At 64.3% G+C, this 24,125-nt stretch carries 19 protein-coding genes; 3 read left to right on the top strand and 16 right to left on the bottom strand.

What is annotated here, in order from left to right; all coding sequences use genetic code 11:
- Window positions 1-27 precede the first annotated feature (27 nt).
- The 3 genes from ACVOLQ_RS12065 to ACVOLQ_RS12055 are packed head-to-tail and all read right to left on the bottom strand — an operon-like array spanning window position 28 to window position 2,588.
- Window positions 28-600 carry a hypothetical protein gene (locus tag ACVOLQ_RS12065; protein WP_481528160.1) on the bottom strand — a complete coding sequence of 191 codons (573 nt, stop codon included), beginning with the start codon at window positions 598-600 and terminating at the stop codon, window positions 28-30.
- A gap of 1 nt (window position 601) precedes the next feature.
- Window positions 602-2,227 carry a TonB family protein gene (locus ACVOLQ_RS12060; RefSeq protein ID WP_481528159.1) on the bottom strand — a complete coding sequence of 542 codons (1,626 nt, stop codon included), beginning with the start codon at window positions 2,225-2,227 and terminating at the stop codon, window positions 602-604.
- On the bottom strand, window positions 2,214-2,588 hold the full coding sequence (locus tag ACVOLQ_RS12055) for a BlaI/MecI/CopY family transcriptional regulator (RefSeq protein ID WP_313173942.1): 375 nt from the start codon (window positions 2,586-2,588) through the stop codon (window positions 2,214-2,216). Before ACVOLQ_RS12055 ends, ACVOLQ_RS12060 begins: the two co-directional genes overlap by 14 nt.
- A gap of 118 nt (window positions 2,589-2,706) precedes the next feature.
- Here ACVOLQ_RS12055 and ACVOLQ_RS12050 point away from each other — a divergent pair, with 118 nt between their 5' ends.
- The gene (locus tag ACVOLQ_RS12050; protein WP_481528188.1) at window positions 2,707-4,665 is read left to right on the top strand and encodes an acetyl-CoA hydrolase/transferase C-terminal domain-containing protein; all 1,959 of its coding nucleotides are present in this window, start codon (window positions 2,707-2,709) and stop codon (window positions 4,663-4,665) included.
- A gap of 437 nt (window positions 4,666-5,102) precedes the next feature.
- Here ACVOLQ_RS12050 and tkt read toward each other — a convergent pair whose 3' ends face one another.
- The 13 genes from tkt to ACVOLQ_RS11985 form a co-directional block, all read right to left on the bottom strand.
- On the bottom strand, window positions 5,103-7,109 hold the full coding sequence (tkt, locus tag ACVOLQ_RS12045; RefSeq protein WP_313173941.1) for a transketolase: 2,007 nt from the start codon (window positions 7,107-7,109) through the stop codon (window positions 5,103-5,105).
- Window positions 7,110-7,291: 182 nt separating this feature from the next.
- Window positions 7,292-8,599 carry a dicarboxylate/amino acid:cation symporter gene (locus ACVOLQ_RS12040; protein WP_481528158.1) on the bottom strand — a complete coding sequence of 436 codons (1,308 nt, stop codon included), beginning with the start codon at window positions 8,597-8,599 and terminating at the stop codon, window positions 7,292-7,294.
- Window positions 8,600-8,657: 58 nt separating this feature from the next.
- Window positions 8,658-10,343, bottom strand: a complete 1,686-nt coding sequence (locus tag ACVOLQ_RS12035; RefSeq protein ID WP_481528157.1) for a BatD family protein — start codon at window positions 10,341-10,343, stop codon at window positions 8,658-8,660.
- On the bottom strand, window positions 10,340-12,163 hold the full coding sequence (locus ACVOLQ_RS12030; protein ID WP_481528187.1) for a VWA domain-containing protein: 1,824 nt from the start codon (window positions 12,161-12,163) through the stop codon (window positions 10,340-10,342). The genes ACVOLQ_RS12035 and ACVOLQ_RS12030 overlap by 4 nt, the downstream gene beginning before the upstream one ends.
- Window positions 12,142-13,140: a vWA domain-containing protein gene (locus ACVOLQ_RS12025; protein WP_481528156.1), complete on the bottom strand. Its 999-nt coding sequence runs from the start codon at window positions 13,138-13,140 to the stop codon at window positions 12,142-12,144. The genes ACVOLQ_RS12030 and ACVOLQ_RS12025 overlap by 22 nt, the downstream gene beginning before the upstream one ends.
- On the bottom strand, window positions 13,140-13,592 hold the full coding sequence (locus ACVOLQ_RS12020; protein ID WP_481528155.1) for a DUF4381 domain-containing protein: 453 nt from the start codon (window positions 13,590-13,592) through the stop codon (window positions 13,140-13,142). The genes ACVOLQ_RS12025 and ACVOLQ_RS12020 overlap by 1 nt, the downstream gene beginning before the upstream one ends.
- The gene (locus ACVOLQ_RS12015) at window positions 13,592-14,524 is read right to left on the bottom strand and encodes a DUF58 domain-containing protein (RefSeq protein ID WP_481528154.1); all 933 of its coding nucleotides are present in this window, start codon (window positions 14,522-14,524) and stop codon (window positions 13,592-13,594) included. Before ACVOLQ_RS12015 ends, ACVOLQ_RS12020 begins: the two co-directional genes overlap by 1 nt.
- Window positions 14,525-14,591: 67 nt before the next feature.
- Window positions 14,592-15,611, bottom strand: a complete 1,020-nt coding sequence (locus ACVOLQ_RS12010; RefSeq protein ID WP_481528153.1) for an AAA family ATPase — start codon at window positions 15,609-15,611, stop codon at window positions 14,592-14,594.
- A gap of 101 nt (window positions 15,612-15,712) precedes the next feature.
- A complete protein-coding gene (locus ACVOLQ_RS12005) occupies window positions 15,713-17,593 on the bottom strand; it encodes a type IV pilus secretin PilQ (protein WP_481528152.1) in 1,881 nt (626 codons plus the stop codon).
- A gap of 19 nt (window positions 17,594-17,612) precedes the next feature.
- Window positions 17,613-18,113, bottom strand: coding sequence for a pilus assembly protein PilP (locus ACVOLQ_RS12000; RefSeq protein ID WP_313173975.1), 501 nt, complete (start codon window positions 18,111-18,113; stop codon window positions 17,613-17,615).
- 32 nt (window positions 18,114-18,145) lie between these two features.
- Entirely contained in the window at window positions 18,146-18,811 is a 666-nt protein-coding gene (locus ACVOLQ_RS11995) for a type IV pilus inner membrane component PilO (RefSeq protein WP_481528151.1), read from the bottom strand.
- Window positions 18,808-19,602: a PilN domain-containing protein gene (locus ACVOLQ_RS11990; RefSeq protein WP_481528150.1), complete on the bottom strand. Its 795-nt coding sequence runs from the start codon at window positions 19,600-19,602 to the stop codon at window positions 18,808-18,810. Before ACVOLQ_RS11990 ends, ACVOLQ_RS11995 begins: the two co-directional genes overlap by 4 nt.
- Window positions 19,602-20,660 carry a pilus assembly protein PilM gene (locus ACVOLQ_RS11985; RefSeq protein WP_343239511.1) on the bottom strand — a complete coding sequence of 353 codons (1,059 nt, stop codon included), beginning with the start codon at window positions 20,658-20,660 and terminating at the stop codon, window positions 19,602-19,604. Before ACVOLQ_RS11985 ends, ACVOLQ_RS11990 begins: the two co-directional genes overlap by 1 nt.
- Before the next feature lie 214 nt (window positions 20,661-20,874).
- On the opposite strand from ACVOLQ_RS11985, the gene ACVOLQ_RS11980 reads away from it, so the two are divergent.
- Window positions 20,875-23,313 carry a penicillin-binding protein 1A gene (locus ACVOLQ_RS11980; RefSeq protein ID WP_313173930.1) on the top strand — a complete coding sequence of 813 codons (2,439 nt, stop codon included), beginning with the start codon at window positions 20,875-20,877 and terminating at the stop codon, window positions 23,311-23,313.
- A 75-nt stretch (window positions 23,314-23,388) separates the two neighbouring features.
- Window positions 23,389-24,015, top strand: a complete 627-nt coding sequence (locus ACVOLQ_RS11975; protein ID WP_481528149.1) for a hypothetical protein — start codon at window positions 23,389-23,391, stop codon at window positions 24,013-24,015.
- Window positions 24,016-24,125: the final 110 nt, after the last annotated feature.

The following is a 24,125-nucleotide window of genomic DNA, read 5'->3' as shown; positions in this document are numbered from 1 at the left end:
CACGCCTGCACCGAAGCAAGCCTGTACTCAGTGCAGGCCGTCCTGCCGCCGGACCTGCGGCCTGCCCTCCACCACTTCAAAGGTGAAGGCATAAGCCAGGGTTACCGGCACCGCCTCGATGCGTGAGGCACTGCTGCAGTCCCCGTTCGACGGCGCCCGTACACCGGCAGCGTAATGACAAACCGCAGCCGGCTCGAACAACCACCCGGATGTGGCGGCCAGCGCCGCCTGCAGCAGGCCTGCGTTGGCCGCATCACTTCCCGCACCGCAGGCCGAATGCGCCAGCAGCGGCGCACTGCGTTCCACCCGCCCCTGCGCATCGAGGATGACATTCACGCATACCGTAGTGGCATCCAGTGAACGCTTGGCGTACTCCGACGGCAGCACGGGATCATCGGCAGTCACTGCAACCGGCATGCGGAAGCTTTCCGTGGCGGCCAACTGATAGGGCTGTATTTCGCCTGCACCGCCGGACGACTCGGGCGTCAGCATCTGCCGGTGCTGGTTGAGGTTGAAACTGCTGCTCGCCTGCTCTTTCGCTGGCCGCGTCGTACAAGCTGCAAGCATCAGCACCACCAGCATCACCGCATGCCCGCGCACCTCAGCTCCTGCTCTGGGTTTCGGTGTAGTGCATTTCTTCTTCGTCCATATCAAACGAGATCGGCACCCGGATGGTGCCGGCGACCGGCTTGCCATCCTTCATCGCCGGCGTGAAACGCCACTGCCTTGCAGCAGCAATCGACACTTCCTCGAACACCCCCTTGGGATGCGCCTCGGCAACGACCACGTCGGTCGCCCGGCCTTCGGCATCCACCGCGATACGCAGCACCACCTTGCCACTGGTGCCATTGTCGATCGCAGCACGCGGATAGCTGGGCGGCGGCATCCGTCCGGCATTCGGCAAACCGACCTGCTCGGCCTTGCCGGAAGCTGCCGATGCGATGGCCGGGTCTCCTGCTGCCAACGCAACCGATCGCAGCTCCAGCACCCAGGTCGAGCGCCCGTCGGCGGTGGACACTTCGATGCCCGCAGCCACATCGGGCTTGATCAGCAAGGTCGGCGACGAGATCAGATCCCCATTCGCCTTCAGCGTGCCTTTCAGCGTGAGCATCCCGTCAGCTGCGGGCTGCAGGGTGAACTCCGCTGCCCACTGCACACCCTTGTCCGAGCTGGCGCTGAAGGAGAACGGCGTGCCTGCTGACTGCTGCAGCTCGAAGCGCTGCTTGGTGCCTTCCAGTGTCGCCTCCACGAAGGTGGCATACACCGTGCCCTTGCCGGTCGTCGTCGAGGTCGATGAAGAAGACGATGTGGACGTCGACGAAGATGTGGACACCACCTTGCCCGGCTGCGCAGCCCAGGCGGTATAGCCGAAAGCGGACGACAAGCCCAACGACAACATCAACATGGCACACCACTGCTTCCTGCCCGGTACGGGACGCTTCAACATGGCAATACGCTCCTTCAATGGATGATGGTTCTGCCAGTGACACCCCACCGGCAACGGGGACGCGGCCAACCCGGTTTTGAGCATGGCCTCGCCATAACTGCGGCGTGCGCCCGACACCCGGGCAATCACACGTTCATCGCAGGACAATTCCTGGTCTTCGCGGCAGCAACGCAGGGCGAACAACAACAGCGGGTTGAACCAGTACAGGCACTGCAACAACGCCAGCAGTGCATTGATCGCGATATCACCGCGTTGCAGATGCACGCGCTCATGCAGCAACACCAACTGCTGCTCGATCGGCAGATAGCGTTGTTCGAAGCCAGCCGGCAGCACGATCCGCGGCCGCAACAAGCCCATCGCCGCAGGCAAGCCCACAACGGCCTGTGCCTGCCACAGGCCATCATCGCGTTGGCTGAGCCGCCCCAACCCCTGCTGGAATTTCCGCTGCTGGCGATACAGGCGCAACGCCATCAGCAACCCCCCGGCGAGCCACGCACAGCACAGCCACAGTGGCCAATGCGCTATCACGGCGGGACCCGCAACCACCGCCTGCCCAACCTGCACAGCTACCTCACTGACCCGCATCGGCACGGGCGCCACCCGCGGTGCCGGCAACAGCACCGCCAGCAGCATCGCCGGCAGCAGCAACCACAGCAGATAGGCTGCACTTGCCCCAAGCCAGTGCCGCAGCGGCCGGCGCAGGATCAGTGCCAGCGCAACCGCCGCACTGCTGGCCAAGGTGGTATTCAGCAGCAGCGCCAAGATCTCAGTGCTGGTCATCGTCGAGCCCCTCCAGCAGTTTGCGCAGCTCGGCCACGTCCTCGCGGCTGAGCCGCTGGTGCTGGCTGAAATGGGCGACCAGCGGCGCAACACGGCCATCAAAAAGGCGCTCGATCAGGCTGCTGCTCTCCTCCAGCAACCAGGCATCGCGCTGCACCAGCGGCGTGTACAGAAAACGCCGTCCTTCCTTGGTTGCACTGATGGCCGCCTTGTTGAGCAGGCGGTTGAGCAGGGTCTTGACCGTGGCCTCGGCCCAGTCATTGCCGCCGGGCAGTCGCGCGATGACCTCGTCGGCAGACAGCGGGTGCTGCCCCCAGAGGACTTCCATGACAACGGCCTCGGCCTCGCTGATACGGATCATCGTTTACGCCTGTAATTTTTTACGATTACACGAGTAAACAAAAGCCTTGTCAAGTCCTCACTAAGTGATTCAGGGGGGACATGCTGTAATGCCGGCACCCCCGCAGATACCGGACACCATGCCCCATCACGTGACCGACCTCGACGCCGCCGTGGACTGGCTGCTGAGCAACATCCAAGGCCCACTGCGCATCGGCGCCCCACTGGCGCTGGGCAAACCGCACCGTTTGCTCAATGCCCTGTACGCGCGTCTCGAACACGACCCGGCGCGGCCGCTGCAGTTGTATACCGCGCTGTCACTGAACCCGCCGCAGGCCAAAGGCGATGGTTTGGAAGCGCGCTTCATGCGCCCGTTCGTCGAGCGCCACTTCGGCGCAGACTTCCCGCGCCTTGCCTACTCCGATGCCATCGCCCGCGATGCGTTGCCTGCACATGTGCAGGTGGAAGAGTTCTACATGCAATCCGGCGCGCTGCTGCGGTCGACGCAGGCACAGCGCTACTACACCAGCCTCAACTACACGCATGCCGCCGATGCGGTAGCGCAGCGCGCGCCAAATGCCATCGTGCAGAAAGTGGCCTACCGCGAAGGCAGCCATCAGCTGTCGTTGTCGTGCAACAACGACATCACCCAGGACACCTTGGATGCCATCGCCAAGCGCGGCCTGCCCAAGCCCTTGTTGATTGCCGAGATTGATCCGCAACTGCCCTGGCTGGGCGGCACCGCCGCCGTTGATCCGGACTTCTTCGATCTGGTTATCACCCCACCCGGTCCCTACCCCCGGCTGTTTGGCCTGCCGCGGCAGCCGGTCAGCGATGCCGACTACGCCATCGGCCTGTACGCCAGCACCCTGGTGCGCGATGGCGGCACCTTGCAGATCGGCATCGGCACGCTGGCCGACGCGCTCAGCCATGCGCTGGTGTTGCGGCACACCGACAACGCACGCTACCGGCAGATCCTGCACGCGCTGGATCCGCAGATCGCCGAGCACCCGCTGGTGCATGAAGCAGGTGGGCTGGGGCCGTTCGAAATCGGCCTGTACGGCTGCAGCGAGATGCTCAACGAAGGCTTCCGCAAGCTGGTGCAGACCGGCGTTATCTGGCGCAAGGTGCATGACGATCTTGGCCTGATGCAGCGTTTGGCCGACGGCACTGCCAGCAATGGTGACCGCGGCCGACTTGCACGCGAAGGCGAGTACCTGCACGGTGCTTTCTATCTGGGCTCAACCGAGTTCTACGAGTGGCTGCGCAATCTCCCCGATGCCGAACGCGCCGCCATCGGCATGCGCCGCATCAGTGAGATCAACCAGCTCTACGGCGGCAACGAGGCATTGGAACGCCTTCAACGCCGCGATGCACGCTTCTTCAACTCCTGCATGATCGCCAGCGCGCTTGGCGCAGCGGCATCGGATGCGCTGGAAGATGGCCGTGTGGTCTCCGGCGTCGGCGGCCAGTACAACTTCGTGGCGATGGCGCATGCACTGCCCGATGCACGCAGCGTGCTGATGTTCCGTGCGACGCGTGAGGATGGCGGCAAGCCGCAATCCAATGTGCGCTGGAACTACGGGCACACCACGATCCCCCGCCATCTGCGCGATGTCTTCGTCAACGAGTACGGCATCGCCGACCTGCGCAACCTGACCGACGAAGATTGCGTGGCCGCGATGAGCAGCATCACCGATGCGGCATTCCAGTCGGAGCTGTTGGATCAGGCCAAGGCCTCGAAGAAACTCGCCGCCAACTTCAGCGCGCCAACACAGTGGCAACAGAACCGCGCCGAGGTGCTGCGCGCGAAACTTGCCCCATTCCGTGCCGATGGCAGTCTGCCGGACTATCCGCTGGGCAGTGACTTTGATGCCGTTGAACAGGATCTGGTACGCGCCTTGGGCTGGCTGAAATCAGCGACTGCGACGCCGATGGGCAAGCTGCGTACCATCGTCGCAGCCTTGCGCCAACCGCCAGCCGAGAACGATGCGATGTACATGCAGCGGATGGGACTGGAGCGACCGGCCAATTTTGGCGAGCGGCTCAATGCTGGGCTGTTGCGGGTTGGTCTGGCGCGGAGTGCCGGGAAAGCTTGATGGTGTGCATCGCAATCTGATCGCGCACAGAGAAGGCTGATTTTGTGGGAGCGGTGTAAGCCGCGAAGCTGAGAACCCCCGACTATCGACAGCTTTACCTGTTGCCAGCTTCGCGGCTGACGCCGCTCCTACATTGGTCGGAATGCCGGGAAAGCCCTTGCCGAGCATGGCTCGGCACTACCTGCCCCCTCCCTTTCGCGCAGCGAAGGGGAGGGTTGGGGAGGGGTTGGCCCTTCGCTGGGAAAGCTCCTGCCGAGCATGGCTCGGCACTACAGATCTGCCCCCTCCCTTTCGCGCAGCGAAGGGGAGGGTTGGGGAGGGGTGGCTTTTTGCTGGGAAAGCCCCTGCCGAGCATGGCTCGGCACTACAGTTGGGGCTGAGCCAAAACAAAGGCCGGGTTTCCCCGGCCTTTGTTCAAGACGCTCGACGGAAGGCTATCAGCCTGCGACCTGCGCCTTGGCAGCTGCCACAACCGCTTCGGTGGTGATGCCGAAGTGCTTGTACAGCTTGTCGGCCGGGGCCGATGCGCCGAAGGTGTCCAGACCAACAACCGCGCCGTCCAGGCCCACGTACTGGCGCCAGAAACCGGTGACGCCGGCTTCGACGGCAACGCGCTTGCGCACGGCATTTGGCAGCACGGATTCGCGGTAAGCGGCGTCCTGACGATCGAACACGTCGGTGCACGGCATCGACACCACGCGGGTCTTGATGCCGGCAGCGTCCAGCTCGGCCTTGGCCGCCACGGCCAGACCCACTTCCGAACCGGTGCCGATCAGGATCACGTCCGGGGTACCGGCTGCGTCAGCCAACACGTAGCCACCGCGTTCGATCTGCTGCACCTGCTCGGCCGTACGCGGCTGCGGGGCCAGGTTCTGGCGGCTGAAGATCAGGCAGCTCGGGCCATCCTTGCGAACGATGGCCGCCTTCCAGCTGACCGCCGATTCGGCCGCATCGCAGGGGCGCCACACATCGTTGTTGGGGATGTAGCGCAGCGAGGACACGTGCTCCACCGGCTGGTGGGTCGGGCCGTCTTCGCCCAGGCCGATCGAGTCATGGGTGAACACGTGGATGACGTGCGCCGGGATCAGCGCGCTCATGCGCAGCGCGTTGCGGGCGTAGTCGCTGAACACCAGGAAGGTGGCGTCGAACGGAAGGAAGCCGCCGTGCAGGGCCAGGCCGTTGGCAATCGCGCTCATGCCGAACTCACGCACGCCGTAGTGCACGTAGTTGGCGTGCGGGTCTTCGCCGACCACGGTCTGCGCACCCTTCCACAGGGTCAGGTTGGAACCGGCCAGGTCAGCCGAGCCGCCGATGATTTCCGGCAGCAGCGGTGCGAAGGCCTGGATGGCGTTCTGCGAGGCCTTGCGCGAGGCGATGTTCGGCGCTTCGGCCTGCACCTGGGCGATGTAGGCATCGGCCTGGGCAATGAAGTCAGCCGGCAGTTCGCCGTGCGAACGGCGGGTCAGTTCGTCGGCGTCGGCCGGGAACTGTGCAGCGTACTTGTCGAACAGCTGCTCCCACTCGGCCTGACGCAGGGTGCCGGTGCCGCCAGCGCGCCAGCCAGCGTAGATTTCTTCCGGAATCTCGAACGGCCCGTACGGCCAGTTCAGCGCCTTGCGGGTGGCTTCCAGCTCGTCCTTGCCCAGCGGTGCGCCGTGGCTGGATTCCTGGCCGGCCTTGTTCGGCGAACCAAAACCAATGGTGGTCTTGCAGCAGATCAGGGTCGGCTTGTCGAACTGCGACAGCGCCTGCTCGATGCCGGCCTTGATGCTTTCCGGATCGTGGCCGTCGACGCCGCGCACCACGTTCCAGCCGTAGGACTCGAAGCGTGCCGGGGTGTCGTCGGTGAACCAGCCTTCCACTTCACCGTCGATGGAGATGTTGTTGTCGTCCCAGAAGCAGACCAGCTTGTTCAGGCCCCAGGTACCGGCCAGCGAGGCGGCTTCGTGCGAGATGCCTTCCATCAGGCAGCCGTCGCCCATGAACACCCAGGTGCGGTGATCGACGACTTCGAATTCCGGGCGGTTGTAGCGCTGCGACAGCAGCTTTTCAGCCAGCGCGAAGCCCACGGCATTGGCCAGGCCCTGACCCAGCGGGCCGGTGGTGGTTTCCACGCCCGGGGTTTCATGACGCTCCGGGTGGCCGGCAGTGCGGCTGCCCAGCTGGCGGAAAGCCTTCAGTTCTTCGATCGGCAGGTCGTAGCCGCTCAGGTGCAGCAGCGCGTAGTGCAGCATCGAGCCGTGACCGTTGGACAGCACGAAGCGGTCGCGGTTGAACCACTTCGGGTTGTTCGGGTTGTGACGGAGATAGTCGTTCCAGAGCACTTCGGCGATATCGGCCATGCCCATCGGCATGCCGGGATGACCGGACTTGGCGGCTTCTACCGCATCAGCGGCAAGGAAACGGATGGCGTTCGCCAACTGGCGGCGGGTGGGCTGCGTCATGGGTCGTCAGAATCAGGAGGCTCCCGCGGAACTGCGGGCGGCCTATTGTCCCACAAGCTACCGCCGGGATCAGTCCGTAAAAGCTGACGGTAGTTCGTCTTGGTTTCGCCTGACAGGAACATGCCCAAGCAGAACGGCCACCCTGAACAGGGTGGCCGTCGTTACCGTAAACCCGCCGGAATTCACCCCTGCGGGTGATGCCGACCGATGCTGTCGTCACTCTCACCGCGCGCCACCAGGGTGGTCAGGGCCAGGTCACCGGTCACGTTCAACGCGGTACGGCACATGTCCAGGAAGTGGTTGACGCCCAGGATCAGGCCGATACCGGCAGGATTGACGCCGACCATGGCACAGATCAGTGCCACCACCGGCAGCGAACCCGACGGCACACCGGCCGTGCCGATACCACCGAGGATGCAGACCACCATCACCATGAACTGCTGGCCCATGCTCAGGTCCACGCCGAAGAACTGCGCCAGGAAGATCACCGTCACACCCTCGAACAGCGCGGTGCCATTCTGGTTGGCGGTAGCACCCACGGTCAGCACGAAGCGCGAAACCTTGTGCGGGAAGCCCATCTGGTCGGCCACGCGCAGCGCGGTCGGCAGGGTCGCATTGGACGACGCGGTGGAGAACGCCATCACTGTGGCCTCCTGCGTCTCACGGAAGAACCTGATCGGCGAGCGCCCGGCCAGCTTCACTGCGATGCCATAGCTGACGAACATGTGGGTGGCCAACGCCAGCACCACCACCCCTACATAGGCACCCAGCTTGATCAACAGATCAAAGCCAAAAATGGCGGCCAGGTTGAACATGAAGCAGGCCACCGCGTAAGGCGCCAGGCGGATGACCAGATTGATCAGGGTCATCGAGATTTCAAACAGGCCTTCAATGCCCTTGCGCAGCGTGGCCACCTTTTCAGCCGGCGACAACACCATGCCGATGCCCAGCATCAGCGCGAAGAACATCAGCGACAGGATCTTGCCGTTGTCCGAGGCCGCATCGAGCACATTGTTGGGCACGATCGACAGCAGCATGTCCAGGCCCTTGGGCTGCGAGCCCGCGCCCGCCACGATCGCCTGGCTGCGTTCGGCATTCTCGGCCAGCAGCTTGGCGGCAACAGCTGGATCAACACCGGCACCGGGCTGGAATAGATTGACCAGCAGCAAGCCGATCAATACCGCCACACCGGACAGCACGATGGTGTAGGCCAGCGATTTCCAGCCAATACGTCCCAGTGAGCGGATATCGCCCATCTCCGACACGCCCATCACCAGCGCCGAAAAAATCAGCGGCACGATCAGCATGAAGATCAGGCTCAGGAACAGCCCCGAGACCGGCGTGGTCAGATAGGTGGTGACCTCATGCACCCAAGACGCGTCAGGGCTGACCAGATGCACGATCAGGCCCAACAACAGACCTAAGCCGAAGCCGATCCCTATCTTCCAGTGGAACGGCAATTTGGCGGTGGTCTTGGCTGCATTGGCCATAAGCGGGTTTCCCTCCAGAGATTCGTTCAGCTTAACAGACGGTGTACAACCGCCCTTTTCAGCTTTGTCCCGGATAGAGAGGGTCCAATGGCGACTTTTCCACCACTGCGGTTTTCCGCCATCGCGGACCGGCCTTGAATACCTCGCGCAACTGCGCGCGCGCCGCGCTCACGTCGCCCTCGCCGCCCCAGCGGGCGCGCTGCATGCGCTGCAGCGCATCGCGTTGTGCCGGGTCATCCAGTTTCTGCAATACCGCGTCGAGCCCGTCCACACCACCCATCACGGCAAGGATGTGTGCCACCTCGTCCAGGCTGCCCGCATCCAGGGCGCGGCGCAGGTCTGCCGTGCCGTAGCGCGAACCAGCGCTGGCAGATTGCGCTGCAGGCCCATCGCGGGCCACCGCCGGAGCATGGCGGCGCGACAGCCCCCAGATCAGCGTGGCCAGCCACAACAAGGCGAAACCGGCCGCCAGCGCGGGCCACAGCCAATTGCTTGCGGCGTCCGGCGACGCCGCCAGGGCGTTACCTGCAGCCACCGCGGCAGACCCGGCAGCTGCCGGCTGCACCAGCGGTGGCGCGACCATGCCGGTAGTGCTCCCTTGGGCTACCTGCAATGACAGCGCCGGCAGCGAGGTGGTGCGCGCCTGGCCCGCCGCAACGTCCCACCATTGCATCTGGATGCCGGGCACGGCCAATGCGCCGGTCTGCTGCGGCACGATCGAATAGCGCCGGGTCAACTTCAACTGCGGGCTGGAACCCTCGAACGTTTCATCGTACTGCGGTGGCTCGGCGAACACCTGTGCACTGTCGCCCAGCGATGGCACCGGCAGCTCCGGGAACTGTGCCTTGGTGGCGCCGCTGGCGATTGCCTCCACTTCGATCGCAATCGCCTCGCCGGTACGCCCGCTATTGGGCGCGGCGGTATAGCGCAGCTGCAGGTTCTTCAGCGGCAACCACGGTTGTGGCGCATCGGCAGGTGTCGCCCGTACCTGCAGGGTCTGGTCAGGACCGCGGGCACTGAGCTGGCCGTTGTCGCGGCCAAAGAAGTCATCGAAGAATCCGCCCGCGCCCTGCCCGCTGAAGCGCGCACCAGCCAACTGCAGCGGGCCGCTGCGCTCGGGAATCAGCAGGAAGCGACGCTCGACCACGTTGTAGCGGCGCCCGCCGACCTCCCGCACGGAGGTACGGTCATCGCCAACGCGCTGCAGCGATGCTGCCGCCGGTGTATCCAGCACCAGTTCGCCGGAGGCCAACTGGGTGGCGAAGTACAACCTCACCACCACACCCACGCTCTGCTGCACGTAGGGCTGTTTGTCGTCCACCTCGGTTTCGATGAAGGCCAGTGCGTTGCCGTCACGGCTGGCGATCGGCGCCTCGTCCACCTTCACCAGCAAGGGCGTGGTACTCCCGCCACCGACGCGCAGCGCAGGAATGTCCAGCATGCCGGCGCGCCGCGGTGTCAGCACAACCGTGTACTGGGCGAAGTTGCGGGAGGCGCCACCGCCCAGCTGCAACTGACGGCTGCTGCTCTGCGCACCAAGCACGAAATCGACCTCGAGCGGCGCGTACTCGGGGCTGCCCGATTGATCGGTCTCGATGGTCAGCGTGATCGACTCACCCTGCTTGATGCTGTCCCGATCCAACCAGGCGCGCGTCTGTGCCTGCAGCAGGCCACTAAAGACCAACAGGCCCAGCAACAGCCATAGCTGCAACTGCAGGACCTTGCCTGCGTGATTCTTGCTCATCGCTTTTCCCGCATCCGACGCTCGTACTCGAGCTGGAATTTTGCTTTCAACAAATCACCCGGCTCGTCCGTCACGCGCTGCATCCAGGCTTCCACCGCTTGTTGCTGTTCACGCTGCGCAGGTGTCATCGCCGCCCGCGCGGCGGACTGCTGCCCGCCCTCATCCGCCTGCTGTTGGCGCATGGCCTCGGCCATGCGCTGACGCTGGGCCTGGTCAGCCTGCTCCTGCTTTCCCGCATCTTCCGTCTGCGGCGGCTGCGGTTCGCCCCGCCCGGAGGACGATGCGTCGGAGCTGGGGGGAGACTGCGCAGCCGGTGGCTGCGACTGCTGCGATTGGCCGGATTGCTGCCCCTGTTGTCCCTGCGGCTGCCCCTGCTGCTGCCCCTGCGGTTGTCCCTGCTGGTTCTGTTGCGAATCCTGCTGTGACTTCTGCTGCCCGCTCTGATCCTTGCCCTGCTGCGGCTTGGACGGGTTCTGCTGGCTACCCTGCTGCCCCTGCGGCGATTTGCGCTTGCGTGCGGCGTCCACCGCAGCGCGGTTCGCCACCGCATCCGGCATGCCCGGATGCGCCTTCAGGGCACGGTCGTAGGCGGCAATCGCCTCGTCATACTTGCCCTGACGGGCAAGCGCGTTACCCAGGTTGTACCACCCCTGGTCATTGTCGATGCCCTCGAATTTTCTCTGCGCGGTAGCGAAATCACCCAGTCTGTATGCCTCGACGCCTTCGCCCAGGCGCTGATGCTGGCGCTGATCGGCACGCTGCCACCAACCGCCCTGCTCCGCTGCATGGGCAGGCTGCAGGACCGGCAACAACAGGCATAGCGCCAATACCGGCATGACCCGGCGCGGGCGACGGAACGCAAACAACGCCAGCAGCAACAGCGGCGGCAACAACCAGTAGCCTTCATCCTGCCATTGCTTGCCCGCACTGGCCTGCTGCGCACGATCCTGCGCACCGGCCTGTGGCTCCAGCACCCCCAGGGCCTGCAGATCTGCCGAGGTAGTGGCGATGCGTTGATAGCCACCACCGCCGGCTGCAGCCAAACCTCGCAGTGAGGTTTCGTCCAGGTGCGCCTGTTCGATCGCCCCACGCGGATCGCGATAGGACGCACCTTGCAGGCTGCCCAGGCCGATCACTGAAACACGATAGCCCGCCACGCGCAGCTTGGCCGCTTCGGCCAGTGCCGCGGCGTCGGCATGATCACTCAACAACAGTATCTCGCCATTGCGGGCCCCGGACTGCTTCAGCAGATCACCTGCCCAGAGCAGTGCCTTGTCCGCGCGCTGACCATCCACCGGCATCACTTCCGGTGCCAGCGCATCAAGAAACAGCGCGACGTTGGCGGCATCATCGGTCAGCGGCGCAACCGTGAATGGCTCCCAGGCGAAGGCAATCAAGGCTACCTCGCCGCCCTTGCGCTCGCGCAGCAGGGTGGCCAGCTTCGCGCGTGCCTGCAGCAGGCGCGACGGCGGCAGGTCGGTGGCGCGAATGCTGCTGGACAAGTCCAGTACGATCACCAGCGGCGTCTTCGACTCCCACAACGGCTGATCCAGTTGACGCCAACTTGGCCCTGCAAGCGCAAGCACCGCCAGCACCAGGCCGAGCGCCAGCCCTGCACTGCCCCACCAGCCACGCTTGCCGCCTTTACTCAACAGCTGCGCCAATAGATGCGGGTCCACTGCTTCGTGCCAACGGGCACTGCGCTGACGGCGCCACCAACTGCCGAGCAGCGCAGCCGGCACCAGCAAGAGCGCCCACAGCCACTCCGGACGCAGGAAATGCAGATTCTGCCAATCAATCATTGCCGCAGCCCCCGCCAGGCCAATGCCGTCATGCCCAGCAGCAGCGATAACGCCAACGGCCACGGATAGCGTTCGATCCGCAGCCGCACCGCGGGACCGGCGTCCTTCACCGGTTCCAATCGATCCAGCTCGGCATAGATGTTGACCAGTTCATCCGTATCGCGGGCGCGGAAGAAGCGGCCACCGGTTTCATCAGCCACCTTGGTCAAGGTAGCCTCGTCCACCTGATCATCGGCCCCGGGCAACTGCACACCGAACAAGGACATGCCGCCACTGCCACCAAAGGCGATGGTGTAGACCCGCACGCCTTCGGCCTTGGCCAGTTCTGCCGCCTTCAACGGTTCCAGCACGCCGGCGGTGTTCACACCATCGGTGAGCACGATCAGCACCCGCTGTCCCTGAGGCTGCTCGCGCAGACGCTTCACCGACAAGGCGATGGCGTCACCCAATGCCGTCTCACGTCCGGCCAGCCCGACCACGCTGTCGCGCAGTTGGTCACGCACGGTGGCGCGGTCGGCCGTCAACGGGGTCAAGGCATAGGCACGCTGGCCGAACACCAGCAAGCCAATGCGATCCCCTTCGCGGCGCTCGAGGAAATCCGCCAGCACTGCCTTGGCAGCGGTCAGGCGGTCCACCACCTGACCGCCCAATTGCATGTCCGGCTCACTCATGCTGCCGGACAAGTCCACCGCCAGCATCATCTGCCGCGCCTGCCGTGGCGGCTCGATCGGTTCACCCAACTGCTGTGGACGCGCCAACGCGGTACACAGGCATAACCATGCCAGCGACAACAACAAGGTCTGCAGCACCGCACCAGCCCGCGACGGCGCCTGTTCCTGCAGCCGCTCCGGCTCGTAGGGCACGCGCAGCGCGGCGCCATATTGTTCGCGTAGCGGCCACAAAAGCATCAACAGTGGCAACGGCAGCGCCAGCCATGCCCACGGCCAGGCAAAGCTCGGCCACAGGTTCGACCAGTTGGCGAAGATGTCCTGCATCAACGTCGCCCTGCCATCAGTTCCAGGAAACGCGTGCGCGCCAGCTGGCAGGCACGATCCACCTGCTCGCCCTCAAGCTGAGGACGGAACCCGCCATCCAGCAGCAATCGGCCTTCGCCGCCGCTGAAATCCGTTCGTTTGCCGCCATCAAGAAAACGCAACCACGCATCGCCCTGCAACTGCACTGCCCGCGGATCGATCCGCCGCGCCGCGCGGCGCAGCAGCTCGGAGGCCGCAGCCAATCGTGCAGGCCCCTGCGGCACCACCTGTAGCTGCCGGTCGAACAGGTTCGTCCAACGCTGCAGGCGCCGGCGGCGGAAGAAATAGAGGGTCAATCCAATCAATGCGAGCACCACGACCGCACCGATCAGCAGCCACCAGCCCGGCGCCAGCGGCCACCAGCCCGGTGCTGCAGGCAGGTGCACATCCCGCAGTGGCAGTTGTGCGGCCATCAGCCCACGCTCCGGTTCGGTGTCGCGCCCAACCAGGCATCACTGGCATCGTCGGTGACCAATGTGCTGACGCGGATGCGTCGCCCCGGCAACTGTCGGCACAGTGCCTCGACCGGCCCGACCAGCGCTTCGTGCCAGGCCTCGCGTACGTTGCTTGCGGTCAGATCCAGCTGCAGACGGCCAGCCCGTGTCTGCAATGGCAGAACACATCGCGGAGGCGATATCTCAAGAGGATCCAGCAGCAACACCAGTTCCACCTCCACATGCATTGCCAACGATGACCAGGTGGCGGCTGCCACGGCTTGTGCACTGACCGGATCGGCCAGCACCACCGCACGTGCACCCGGGTGCAACACCCGGGCGGCCTGTTCCAACGCCAGTTGCAGGCCACCATCATCAGTCGGTCGCTCGCCGTACCAACGCACAAGGGCGTCCAGGCTCCGCAACACCCCGCGAGTTCCGCCAGCCGGGGGGACCAATGCCTGCTGCGCGGAACCACGCAGCGCCGCTATCCGATCGCCGTCACGCAGTGCCGACCACGCCGCAACCGCACCAGCGCGGGCCGCCTGCACCGACTTGAAGCGCACCCGCGTACCGAAATAAAGCGCCGGTGCAGTGTCCGCAATCAACAAGGTGACCCGCTCGCGCTCGGTCTGGAAGGTCTTGGTATGCGTGGCATCGGTACGTGCGGTCAGTTTCCAGTCGATGTGCCGCGCATCGTCACCCGCTACGTACTCACGCGACTCGGCGTACTCCATGCCACGACCACGCAGCATCGAGGCGGCGCGGCCGCTTACCGCGTAATGGCCGCGCCGGGCCTTGCGGCCGCCGTTGGCGGAACCGCGCAAGGCGATCAGCTCGGCCAACTGTGGTCGGATGCCATCGGCGGCGGCCACGACCTGCGGTGCTTGCCTGGTTACCGGCACATTCATTGCCGGTCCACCTGCAAACGTGGCCCTTCAACCGTTCCGGTGCCGCCGCCCGTCATCACACCCGGCCTCAAGGCAGGGGCACGCAGTCGAGCAGGGCAGCCACCAGACGCTCGCCGTCCCAACCCTCGGCGGCAGCCTCGTAGCTGGGCAATACACGATGGCGCAGCACATCGGCGGCAACACCGCGTACGTCATCGGGTGTCACATAGTCGCGATTGGCCAGCCAGGCACGCGCACGCGCGCAGCGCTCCAGTGCAATCGAACCGCGCGGGCTCGCGCCCCAGGCAATACGCTTGGCCAGCTTGGCGTCGTAAGCACTGGCGTCGCGCGAGGCCAGCACCAGCGCCACCAGGTAGCGTTCCAGCTGCGGCGCCATATGCAGTTCCAACACCTCGCGCCGCGCCTGTTCGACCTTCTGCAGCGATATCTTCTCGACAGCTGCCTGCTGCGGCCGCATCGCCCGCAAGGCGCGCTCGCGTGCAAGCCGCAGGATCTCGGTCTCGGCGCTGGCATCGGGGTAACCGATGCGCACATGCATCAGGAAACGGTCCAACTGGGCTTCGGGCAGTGGGAAAGTGCCTTCCTGCTCGATCGGATTCTGCGTGGCCATCACCAGGAACACCTCCGGCAATGGGTAGGTATTTCGACCGACCGTCACCTGCCGCTCGCCCATTGCCTCCAGCAGCGCCGACTGCACCTTCGCCGGGGCACGATTGATTTCGTCCGCCAACAGGATCGGATGGAAAATCGGCCCGGCCTGGAATTCGAAACGTCCTTCCTGTGAACGCCAGATATCGGTGCCGGTGAGGTCGGCAGGCAGCAGGTCCGGGGTGAACTGGATGCGCGCGAAACTGGCATCGATACGCGACGCCAGGGCACGGATGGCGGTGGTCTTGGCCAGCCCGGGGGCCCCCTCCACCAACAAGTGGCCATCCGCCAACAGCGCGGTCAGCAGCCGGTCGACCAGCAAGGACTGGCCGACGATTTCGCTGGCCAGCGCATCGCGCAAGGCGGTGAATTCCTGATGCAGGTCGCCGTCACGGACCGGCGCATCGGTTTGGGTGGGCAATTGAGGGGGCAGGTTCATAGGCGCAGTTTGACTGATCTGCGATGAAATGGTTCCAAACAGATCGCCGCAAACGAAAAAGGGCCGCGTCCGCGGCCCTTTTTCTCATCCACAACAGGCGCTTACTGGGCAGCCTTGGCGACGCGCAGGATCTTCGGAGTCACGAAGACCAGCAGCTCGGCCTTGTCCTTGCTGCGACCACGCTTCTTGAACAGATTGCCAAGGAAGGGGACGTCGCCGAGGAACGGGACCTTGCTGATGCTCTCACGGTCACTGAATTCGTACACGCCACCGATGACCACCGTCTGGCCGTCATCCACCAGTACGGCGGTGTTGATCTCGCGACGATTGATGACCGGGACAACGCCGAAGTTGGTAATGGTCAGGTATTCGTCGACCTCGTCCTTCTTGACGTTCATGTTGAGGAAGACGCGATTGTCCTGGGTGATGGTCGGAGTGACCTTCAGTTCCAGCAACACTTCCTTGAACTGCACGTTCGGCGTTGCTGCAGCGCCACCAACGCCACCGGTAATGGTTACATAGCCGATTTCCTTACCCTGCTTGATCACACCTTCCCGCTGGTTGGCGGTGACGATGCGAGGGTTGGAAATGACCTCGCCGCGGCCTTCTTCCTGCAGGGCCGACAACTCAAGATCCAGGTTGAAGTTCGCACCCAGCAAGGTATAGGCAAGGCTCGGCCCCAAACCATTGGCCGAAGTAAACGTGCCTGCCGGCAGATTGACGTTGAGTCCGCGATTGGCGCTACCGCCGCCATTAGTGGTATTGCCAATCGTCGCCTGGTTGTCGCCCTCGTTATAAGTGCGCTTGCCGCCAATGCCAAACTTGGCACCCAGGTCTCTTGCAAAGGTGTCGTTGGCGATGACAATACGACCCTCTATGAGCACCTGGTCGACCGGGCGATCGATCACACCGATCAGCTCACGCATCTGCGCGACCTTCTTCGGAATGTCACTGATCATCAGGGTATTGGTGCGCTCATCGGCGACCAGACGACCGCGTGGCGAAAGGAAGCCATTTTCATTCTGTCCACTACTATCACCGCCACCAGAGCCACCAATACCCTTGGCCTCGGTCAGGGCTTTGAAAATGGTGGTCGCGCTGTGGTAGTTGATCTGCACGTAGTCGGTGATCAGGTCCGAGCGGTTCTCGATCGCGATACGCGCGTCTTCCTTGTCCTGCTCGAACTTGGCCAGCTCCGGCTGCGGCGCAACCCAGATCACGCCACCCTCGCGGCGCTTGTCCAGGCCCTTGGCACGCAAGACGATGTCCAGTGCCTGATCCCACGGCACGTTGACCAGGCGCAGGGTCACATTGCCCTGCACCGTGTCCGAAGCCACTACGTTCAGGTTGGACTCTTCGGCGATCAACTGCAGCACGGTGCGCACCGGCACGTCCTGGAAGTTGAAGGTCACCGGACGACCACTGTAACCACGTGCAGCAACGGTAGCCGCTGCCTGCGCAACCGTCTTGGAGGTCACCGCGCCGGTAGCCACCTCGGCCTGCCGCGGGGTGATCTCGACGACGTACTCATTGCCGGTCTGGTATGCCAGCGAGTCAAATGCACCGTTGGTGCTGAGCACCAGCTGCGAACCCTGCCCGGACGGCTTGGCGTCGATGCGCTGTACCGGCGTGGCAAAGTCCACGACGTTGAGCGGACGTTGCAGCTCGGCCGGCAACACGGCGTTGCCAACGTCGATCACGACGTTGTTGCCCTGGTTGCGCAGATCCGGGCTGGCGCCCTGGCCGTCAAACTGCAGGATCAGACGTCCCGCGCCATCATCGGCACGCTTGAAGTCGATCTTGGTTACGGAAACCGCCTTCACCGCCTGCTGGGTGGCCGCGGCTGCGCCGCCGACACCGTTGGCAGGCTGTGCTGCGAATGAAGAGCCGCACACCGCTGCCAACGCCACTCCCAGGGCGCAGACGCGGACCAGTGCATGGCGCCGGATGGGACGCAGGCTCAGGGCTTTGGTAAAAGTCATCGTGCTATCCCCTAATCAATCAACGATCGTCCAGTGCAAGCGAGGCTGGGCGTTCCAGCCAGCCACCTGCACCGTCCGGCACCAGTTCAATCAACTCGATCCCGTCCTCGCGCACCCCCGTTACACGGCCATCGCTCTGGCCCATGTACACCCCGGGACGTACACGGTAGGTGACCTTGTCCGGCCCCATCACCAGTGCCACGGCACCTCCGCCACTGCCGATGGTACCGACCATGTCCAGGCTGTCGAGCGGGAACGCTTCAAGCGGTTCCTTGCGACGGTTCGGATCCGGCCGCAGCTGGCTGTTGCCGTCATCGGACACCCAGGCATCACTGAACGGATCGCGCAGCCCCTGGGCCGAGTATTCAAACGTTTCGAACTGCTGCATCACCGGCAGCGACTCCAGCGGCTCGGCCGGGCGTGCACGCACGTCGGCTATCCATTTCTCAAGATTGGGCGCATCGCCCGGTGTGCTGGTGATGCTGCGGGCGCAACCGCCCAGCAACACCATGCACACCATGCCCAGCGCCAAGGAAGAAGTCTTGCGCATGATCAGGCCCCTCCCTTCTTCTTGGCATCGGCGGCAGCTGCTTTTTCCTGCTCGGCCAACTCGGCGTCATCCAGATAACGGTAGGTCTTGACCGTACCGGAAAGCTCCAGCGCCCCTCCCGGGGTAATGACGCCCTGCCCGCCCTTGGGCTTCAGGTTGATGTCGTGCATGGTCAGGATGACCACGCGCGGCAGCGAGGCGACACCACTGACGAAGGCACCGAACTGGTGATAACTGCCAACAAGGCGCAGCGCGATCGGCTTCTCAGCATAGAACTCTTTCAAGGTCTCGTCGCCGGGCTTGAACAACTCGTTGTTCAAACCGCTGGACAACGCGGTCTGCGACACATCGATGATCAGGTCCGGCATTTCGGTCTTGCTCGGCAACTGTCGCAGCATCTGCTGCAACACCTGCTCCATCTGCGCCAGCTGCAGCTTCAAGGGCTCCAGGTTGACCGCACGCTTCTGCTCATCCACGAAGTCATCGCGCAGCGTGGCCTCCTTGTTCACCAGGCCTTCGAGCTCTTCGCGCTGGCCGCGAACGACCAGCAGATACGAAAGAACGATGATGAGCAGCGATAGCAATACGCAGAACACGATCTTCGCGTTGCGTGGCCACGCGCCGATATTGTTGAAGTCCAGCTCTTTGGCGTTGAATTTCTTGCTCACGAACGAGCCTCCTTCTGCGCCGGCACCGCCGGCGCTGCCTCAGCCTTGGGCTGCTCTGCGCCACCGGCAGGGGCTACAGGAGCGGCAGCAGGTGTTGTTGTTGCCGGCGCAGCGGGTGCCGCCGCGCCTGCTGCAGCCGGCGCCGCCGCAGGGGCTGCAGCTGCAGTGGAAGCAGCATCGGTGACAACAATTTCACCGCCTTCGGCTTGCCCATCGCCTGGCGTGGGCAGCTTCACCTTGAGGGTGAACACATACGGCAGGGACTTGATGTCGACGACGCTGCCGCCCTTGTCCTGCGGATCCTGTGCCCGTGCCTCGATGATCGACAACTCGGGACTGGTCATCCAACCCGAGGTCTCGAGGTTGCGCATATAGGTACTGACGCGCGCGTTGGACTGCGTGCGACCTTCAAGCGTCAGCGTATCGCCTTCCTGCTTGAGTGCCGTCAGCACCACGCCATCGGGAATGGTACGCACCAGCGAATCGAACAGGTGCACCATCTGCGAGCGCTTGCCCTGCAGTTCCTCGATCACCTTCTTGCGATCAAGCAGGCGCCTCTTCTGCACGTCGAGGCGGTCGATTTCCTTGTTCTGTTCCTTGACCTTGGCGATCTCCGCTTCAAGGTAGGCATTGCGGTCGTTCTGCCCGCTGATCTGCTGGCTGAAATAGAACCACAGCAAGCCCGACAGCACCACACCACTGAGCGCAGCAAAGCCCAGCATCCCGTAGAACTCACGCTGGCGCTGTTTGCGGCGCTCCTCGCGCCACGGCAATAGGTTGATCCGTGCCATCAGTCAAACCCCCTCATGGCCAGACCCGTCGCGATCATCAGCGCCGGTGCATCCTGGTTCAGCGCATGCGCCTGGACTTTCGGCCCCAGCGTCATCTGCGCCAACGGATTGGCCACCGACGTCGCCACGCCCAGCTGCTCTTCCACCATCGTCGGCAGGCCGACCAGCGCAGCACAACCGCCGGCCAGCACGATGTGGTCGACGCGATTGAATTCGCTACCGGCGTAGAAGAACTGCAACAGGCGGCTGATCTGCTGCACCGTCGCTTCCTTGAATGGCTCCAGCACCTCGACATCGTAGCTTTCAGGCAGGCCGCCCTGGCGCTTGGCCAGACCGGCTTCCTCGTAGCTCAGACCGTAGCGACGCATCACCTCGTCGGTGAGCTGCTTGCCACCGAACACCTGTTCACGGCTGTACAGGCTGCGACCACCGCGCAATACGTTGAGGGTGGTCATGGTTGCACCGATATCGACCAGCGCCACCACGCCATCGCTGGGTACAGCCAGCTCGCTGGCGACCAGCGCGAACGCGTTCTCGATAGCGAACGCCTCCACATCCATCACCTTGGCGGTCAGTCCACCCAGTTCAAGTGCGGACTGGCGCAGCTCGACGTTCTCCGAACGCGATGCGGCCAACAGGACCTGCACCATTTCCGGATTGTTCGGCACGGGACCCAGCACTTCGAAATCGAGATTCACTTCGTCGATCGGGTACGGGATGTAGTTCACCGCTTCCAGTTCGACCTGTGCCTCCAGATCGTTCTCGTCCAGGTCCGCCGGCATCGGGATCACCTTGGTGATCACCGCAGAGCCAGCAACAGCGGCGGCCGCCCCCTTGGCCTTGCTGCCTGAACGCGCAACAGCCCGCCGAATCGCTTCGCCGACTGCTTCGACTTCGACAATGTTTTTCTCCACCACCGCATTCGGCGGAAGAGGTTCCACGGCGTAGTGTTCCACGCGGAAACGGTTACCGCTGCGGGAAAGCTGCAATAGCTTTACCGCAGTCGAACTGATGTCGACACCAATGATTGGTGCCTGACTCTTTGGGATAAGCCCCACGGATTCTCCCCTGCCGACGGGCACTTGGACGCAAGTCTTGCGTCGGCGCATTAATAACGTTTTTACAGCAAATGGCAACCACCGGGAATGCGAGACGCGATCTGCATCACGCCGCCCAGCTGTATCTCATTTGCTCTCCCCAGGACGCGGCCCCAGCCGCTCCCCTGCGTAATCTATACTCTGCGGCTACAAAAACCGCAATCGGGACTTCTGGATGCCACGTTTTCGTCGCTGGCTGCGCTGGCTGCTGGCCCTCTTCGTCGCCTTCTCTCTGGTCGGCGCAATCGCCATTGGCTCGCTCTATTACGTTGTCTCATCCAAGCTCCCGGACGTGCAGGCGCTGCGCAATGTCGAATTGCAGGAGCCGATGTATGTCTATGATAACGAAGGGAAATTGATGGCGGTATTCGGCGAGACCCGCCGCTACCCGGTACAGATGAAGGACGTTCCGGAGCGCCTGAAGCAGGCTTTCCTGGCCACCGAGGACGCCCGTTTCTACCAACACGACGGCATCGACTACAAGGGTATTGCCCGCGCCGTATGGCTGATCGCCCGCACCGGCTCCAAGGACGGCGTGCCCGGCGGATCGACCATCACCCAGCAGGTTGCGCGGCAATTCTTCCTCAGCAGCGAGGTCAGCTACACCCGCAAGTTCGCCGAAATCCTGCTTGCCCGCAAAATCGAGAGCGAGTTGAGCAAGGACGAGATCTTCGAGCTGTACCTCAACAAGAGCTTCTTCGGTAATCGCGCTTACGGTATCGGTGCCGCTGCCGAGTACTACTACGGCAAGAAACTGGCCGAGCTCGACCTGGACGAAATGGCCTCGCTGGCTGGCATTCCCAAGTTCCCTTCCAGCGGCAACCCGCTGAGCAACCCCGAGCGCGCACGCCAGCGCCGCGACAACTACGTGCTGCAGCGCATGGCCGACCTCGGCTACGTCAGCCAGGCCGAGGCCGATGCGGCCAAGGCGGTGGCCATGCACGCCAGCCCGCATGAGCCGCCGGTGCAGGTCTACGCACCCTATGTGGCCGAGCTGGTACGCCAGGAAATGATCGCCAAGTACGGCGGCGACGTGCTCAATAAGGGCTACCACGTCACCACCACCATCAATGGCCGACTGCAGGAAGCGGCCAACACCGCGGTGCGCGATGGCCTGCTGACCTATGACCACCGCCATGGCTGGCATGGGGTGGAACAGCATTTCGACGTTGCCGCCGATGCCGACAACACTGCCCTGGCCCGCCACATCGCGGGCATCCCGGCGCAGTCGGGCCTGCAGCCAGCGGTGGTTTCGGCCACCCACGCCGACGGCGGCATCACCGTGGTGCTGGCGGACCGCAGCGAGCTGGTGCTGCCGGTGGCGTCCAGTCGCTGGACCAATCGCAGCCCTGCCAAACTGGTCACCCGCGGCGACATGATCCGCGTGCGCGCCGGTGCGAAGGAAGGCGAATGGCTGATCGACCAGATTCCGCGTGGGCAAAGCGCGCTGGTCTCGGTCGACGCCGACAGCGGTGCACTGCGTGCGCTGGTTGGCGGCTTCAGCTTTGCCGGCAACAAATTCAACCGTGCCACCCAGGCACGCCGCCAGCCGGGCTCCAGCTTCAAGCCCTTCATCTATGCCGCCGCCTTCGACAAGGGCTTCAACCCGGCCTCGATCGTGCTGGATGCGCCCGTGGTGTTCCGCGACCGTCGCGGCAAGACCTGGCAGCCGCAGAACGATGGTGGCGGCTTCCGTGGCCCGATGCGCCTGCGCGAAGCGCTGGTGCAGTCGCGCAACCTAGTCTCGGTGCGCCTGCTGGACAGCATGGGCGTGGACTATGCGCGCAAATACATCAGCGAATTCGGCTTCCAGGAGGCCGAGCTGCCGCCCAACCTGTCGATGTCGCTGGGCACCGCCTCGCTGACCCCGCTGTCGGTGGCGCGCGGCTATGCCGTGTTCGCCAACGGCGGCTCGCGCGTGGACACCTGGATCGTCGATGAGATCAAGGACCGCGACGGCACCGTGATCTTCAAGGAAAACCCGGCCATGGCCTGCCGCGGCTGCGGCGGCATCTCCGCCACGGGCGCAGCACCGGCCAGCCAGGTGGTGGATGGCTTCAACTTCGGCGCCGAGACGGCACCCGCTCCGGTGGCTGCCAAGCCGGCGGAGGCCAAGCCCGAAACCGTCGAGCCGGCCAAGCCGGTCAATCCGGACGCCCGCACCGCGCCACGCGCCATCGACGAACGCACCGCCTACCAGCTGGTGTCGATGATGCGCGACGTGGTCCAACGCGGTACCGGCACCGCGGCCAAGGTATTGGGTCGCGAGGACGTCGGCGGCAAGACCGGCTCCACCAATGACCACCGCGATGCCTGGTTCTCCGGCTTCGGCGGCCCGCTGGCAACGACGGTATGGGTCGGTCGCGACGATTTCCGTTCGCTGGGCTACCGCGAGTACGGCGGCAAGGCGGCCCTGCCGATCTGGATCGACTACATGCGCGAGGCGCTGAAGGACGTCCCGATCGCCAGGAACGACCCGCCCTCGGGCATGGTCCAGGCCACCCTCAACGGCGCCACCGAATGGGTCAAGACCGAAGACCTGGACCGCGTGCAGGATTTCGACTTCGGCCAGCAGGATCATGCTACCGACGACGCTGCGTTCGACATCTTCTGATCGTTCGCGCAGGCGGCGGGACGCAAGCCCCGCCGCCTGCCTACAATCGGGCCAGCGACCACCAGGTAGAGCCCGATGCCGTCTTCACCACCGCCCTCACTCCAGCGCAACAGCCGCGAGCGCCAGTTGATCGCGCAGGAAGCCGCACGCCTGGTTGCCGAAAGCGGCATCCACGATCTTGAGCACGCACGCCGCAAGGCCGCCAGCAAGCTTGGTATCACCAGCGAGGCCCTGTGGCCGCGGCTCAACGAGATCGAGCAAGCGCTGCGCGAACACCAGTTGCTGTTTGCCGCTTCCAGCCAACCCGGCGCACTGCGCCTGCACCGCGAATCGGCGCTGCAGGCAATGCAGTTTCTACAAGCCTTCCAGCCGCGCCTGACCGGCGCGGTACTGAGCGGCCTCGCCGACAGCAACAGCCCCGTCATCCTGCACCTGCACTGTGACGATGCCGATGCGGTGCAGCGTTTCCTGCATGAGCAGCGCATTCCTGCCGAATCGCGCGCCTGGCCATTGCGACTTGCCGGCCATCCGTCGAAACAGCATTTCCCCGGCTGCGAATTCGCCGCCGACGGCATCGCCTTCGAACTGGTGGTACTGCCCGAGGATGCGCTGCGGCAACCACCGGTGTCGGCGGAAGACGGCAAACCCCTGCCGCGCGCGACATTGGCGCAGCTGAGGCAATTGCTGGCACTGGAAGCATAGGACGACGGTAGTGCCGGGCCCCGGGTGGGCCCCCAGTTTCAAGGCAGCCGACCCCGCCCCCGCCCGCGCAGCGCAAGCCCGCCACGATAAGGGTTTTTGTGCGGCGGGCC

This window comes from Stenotrophomonas sp. STEN031, from assembly GCF_056759975.1.
The sequence above is the reverse complement of the archived record's forward strand: the minus strand, read 5'-3'. Positions and strand labels throughout refer to the sequence as shown.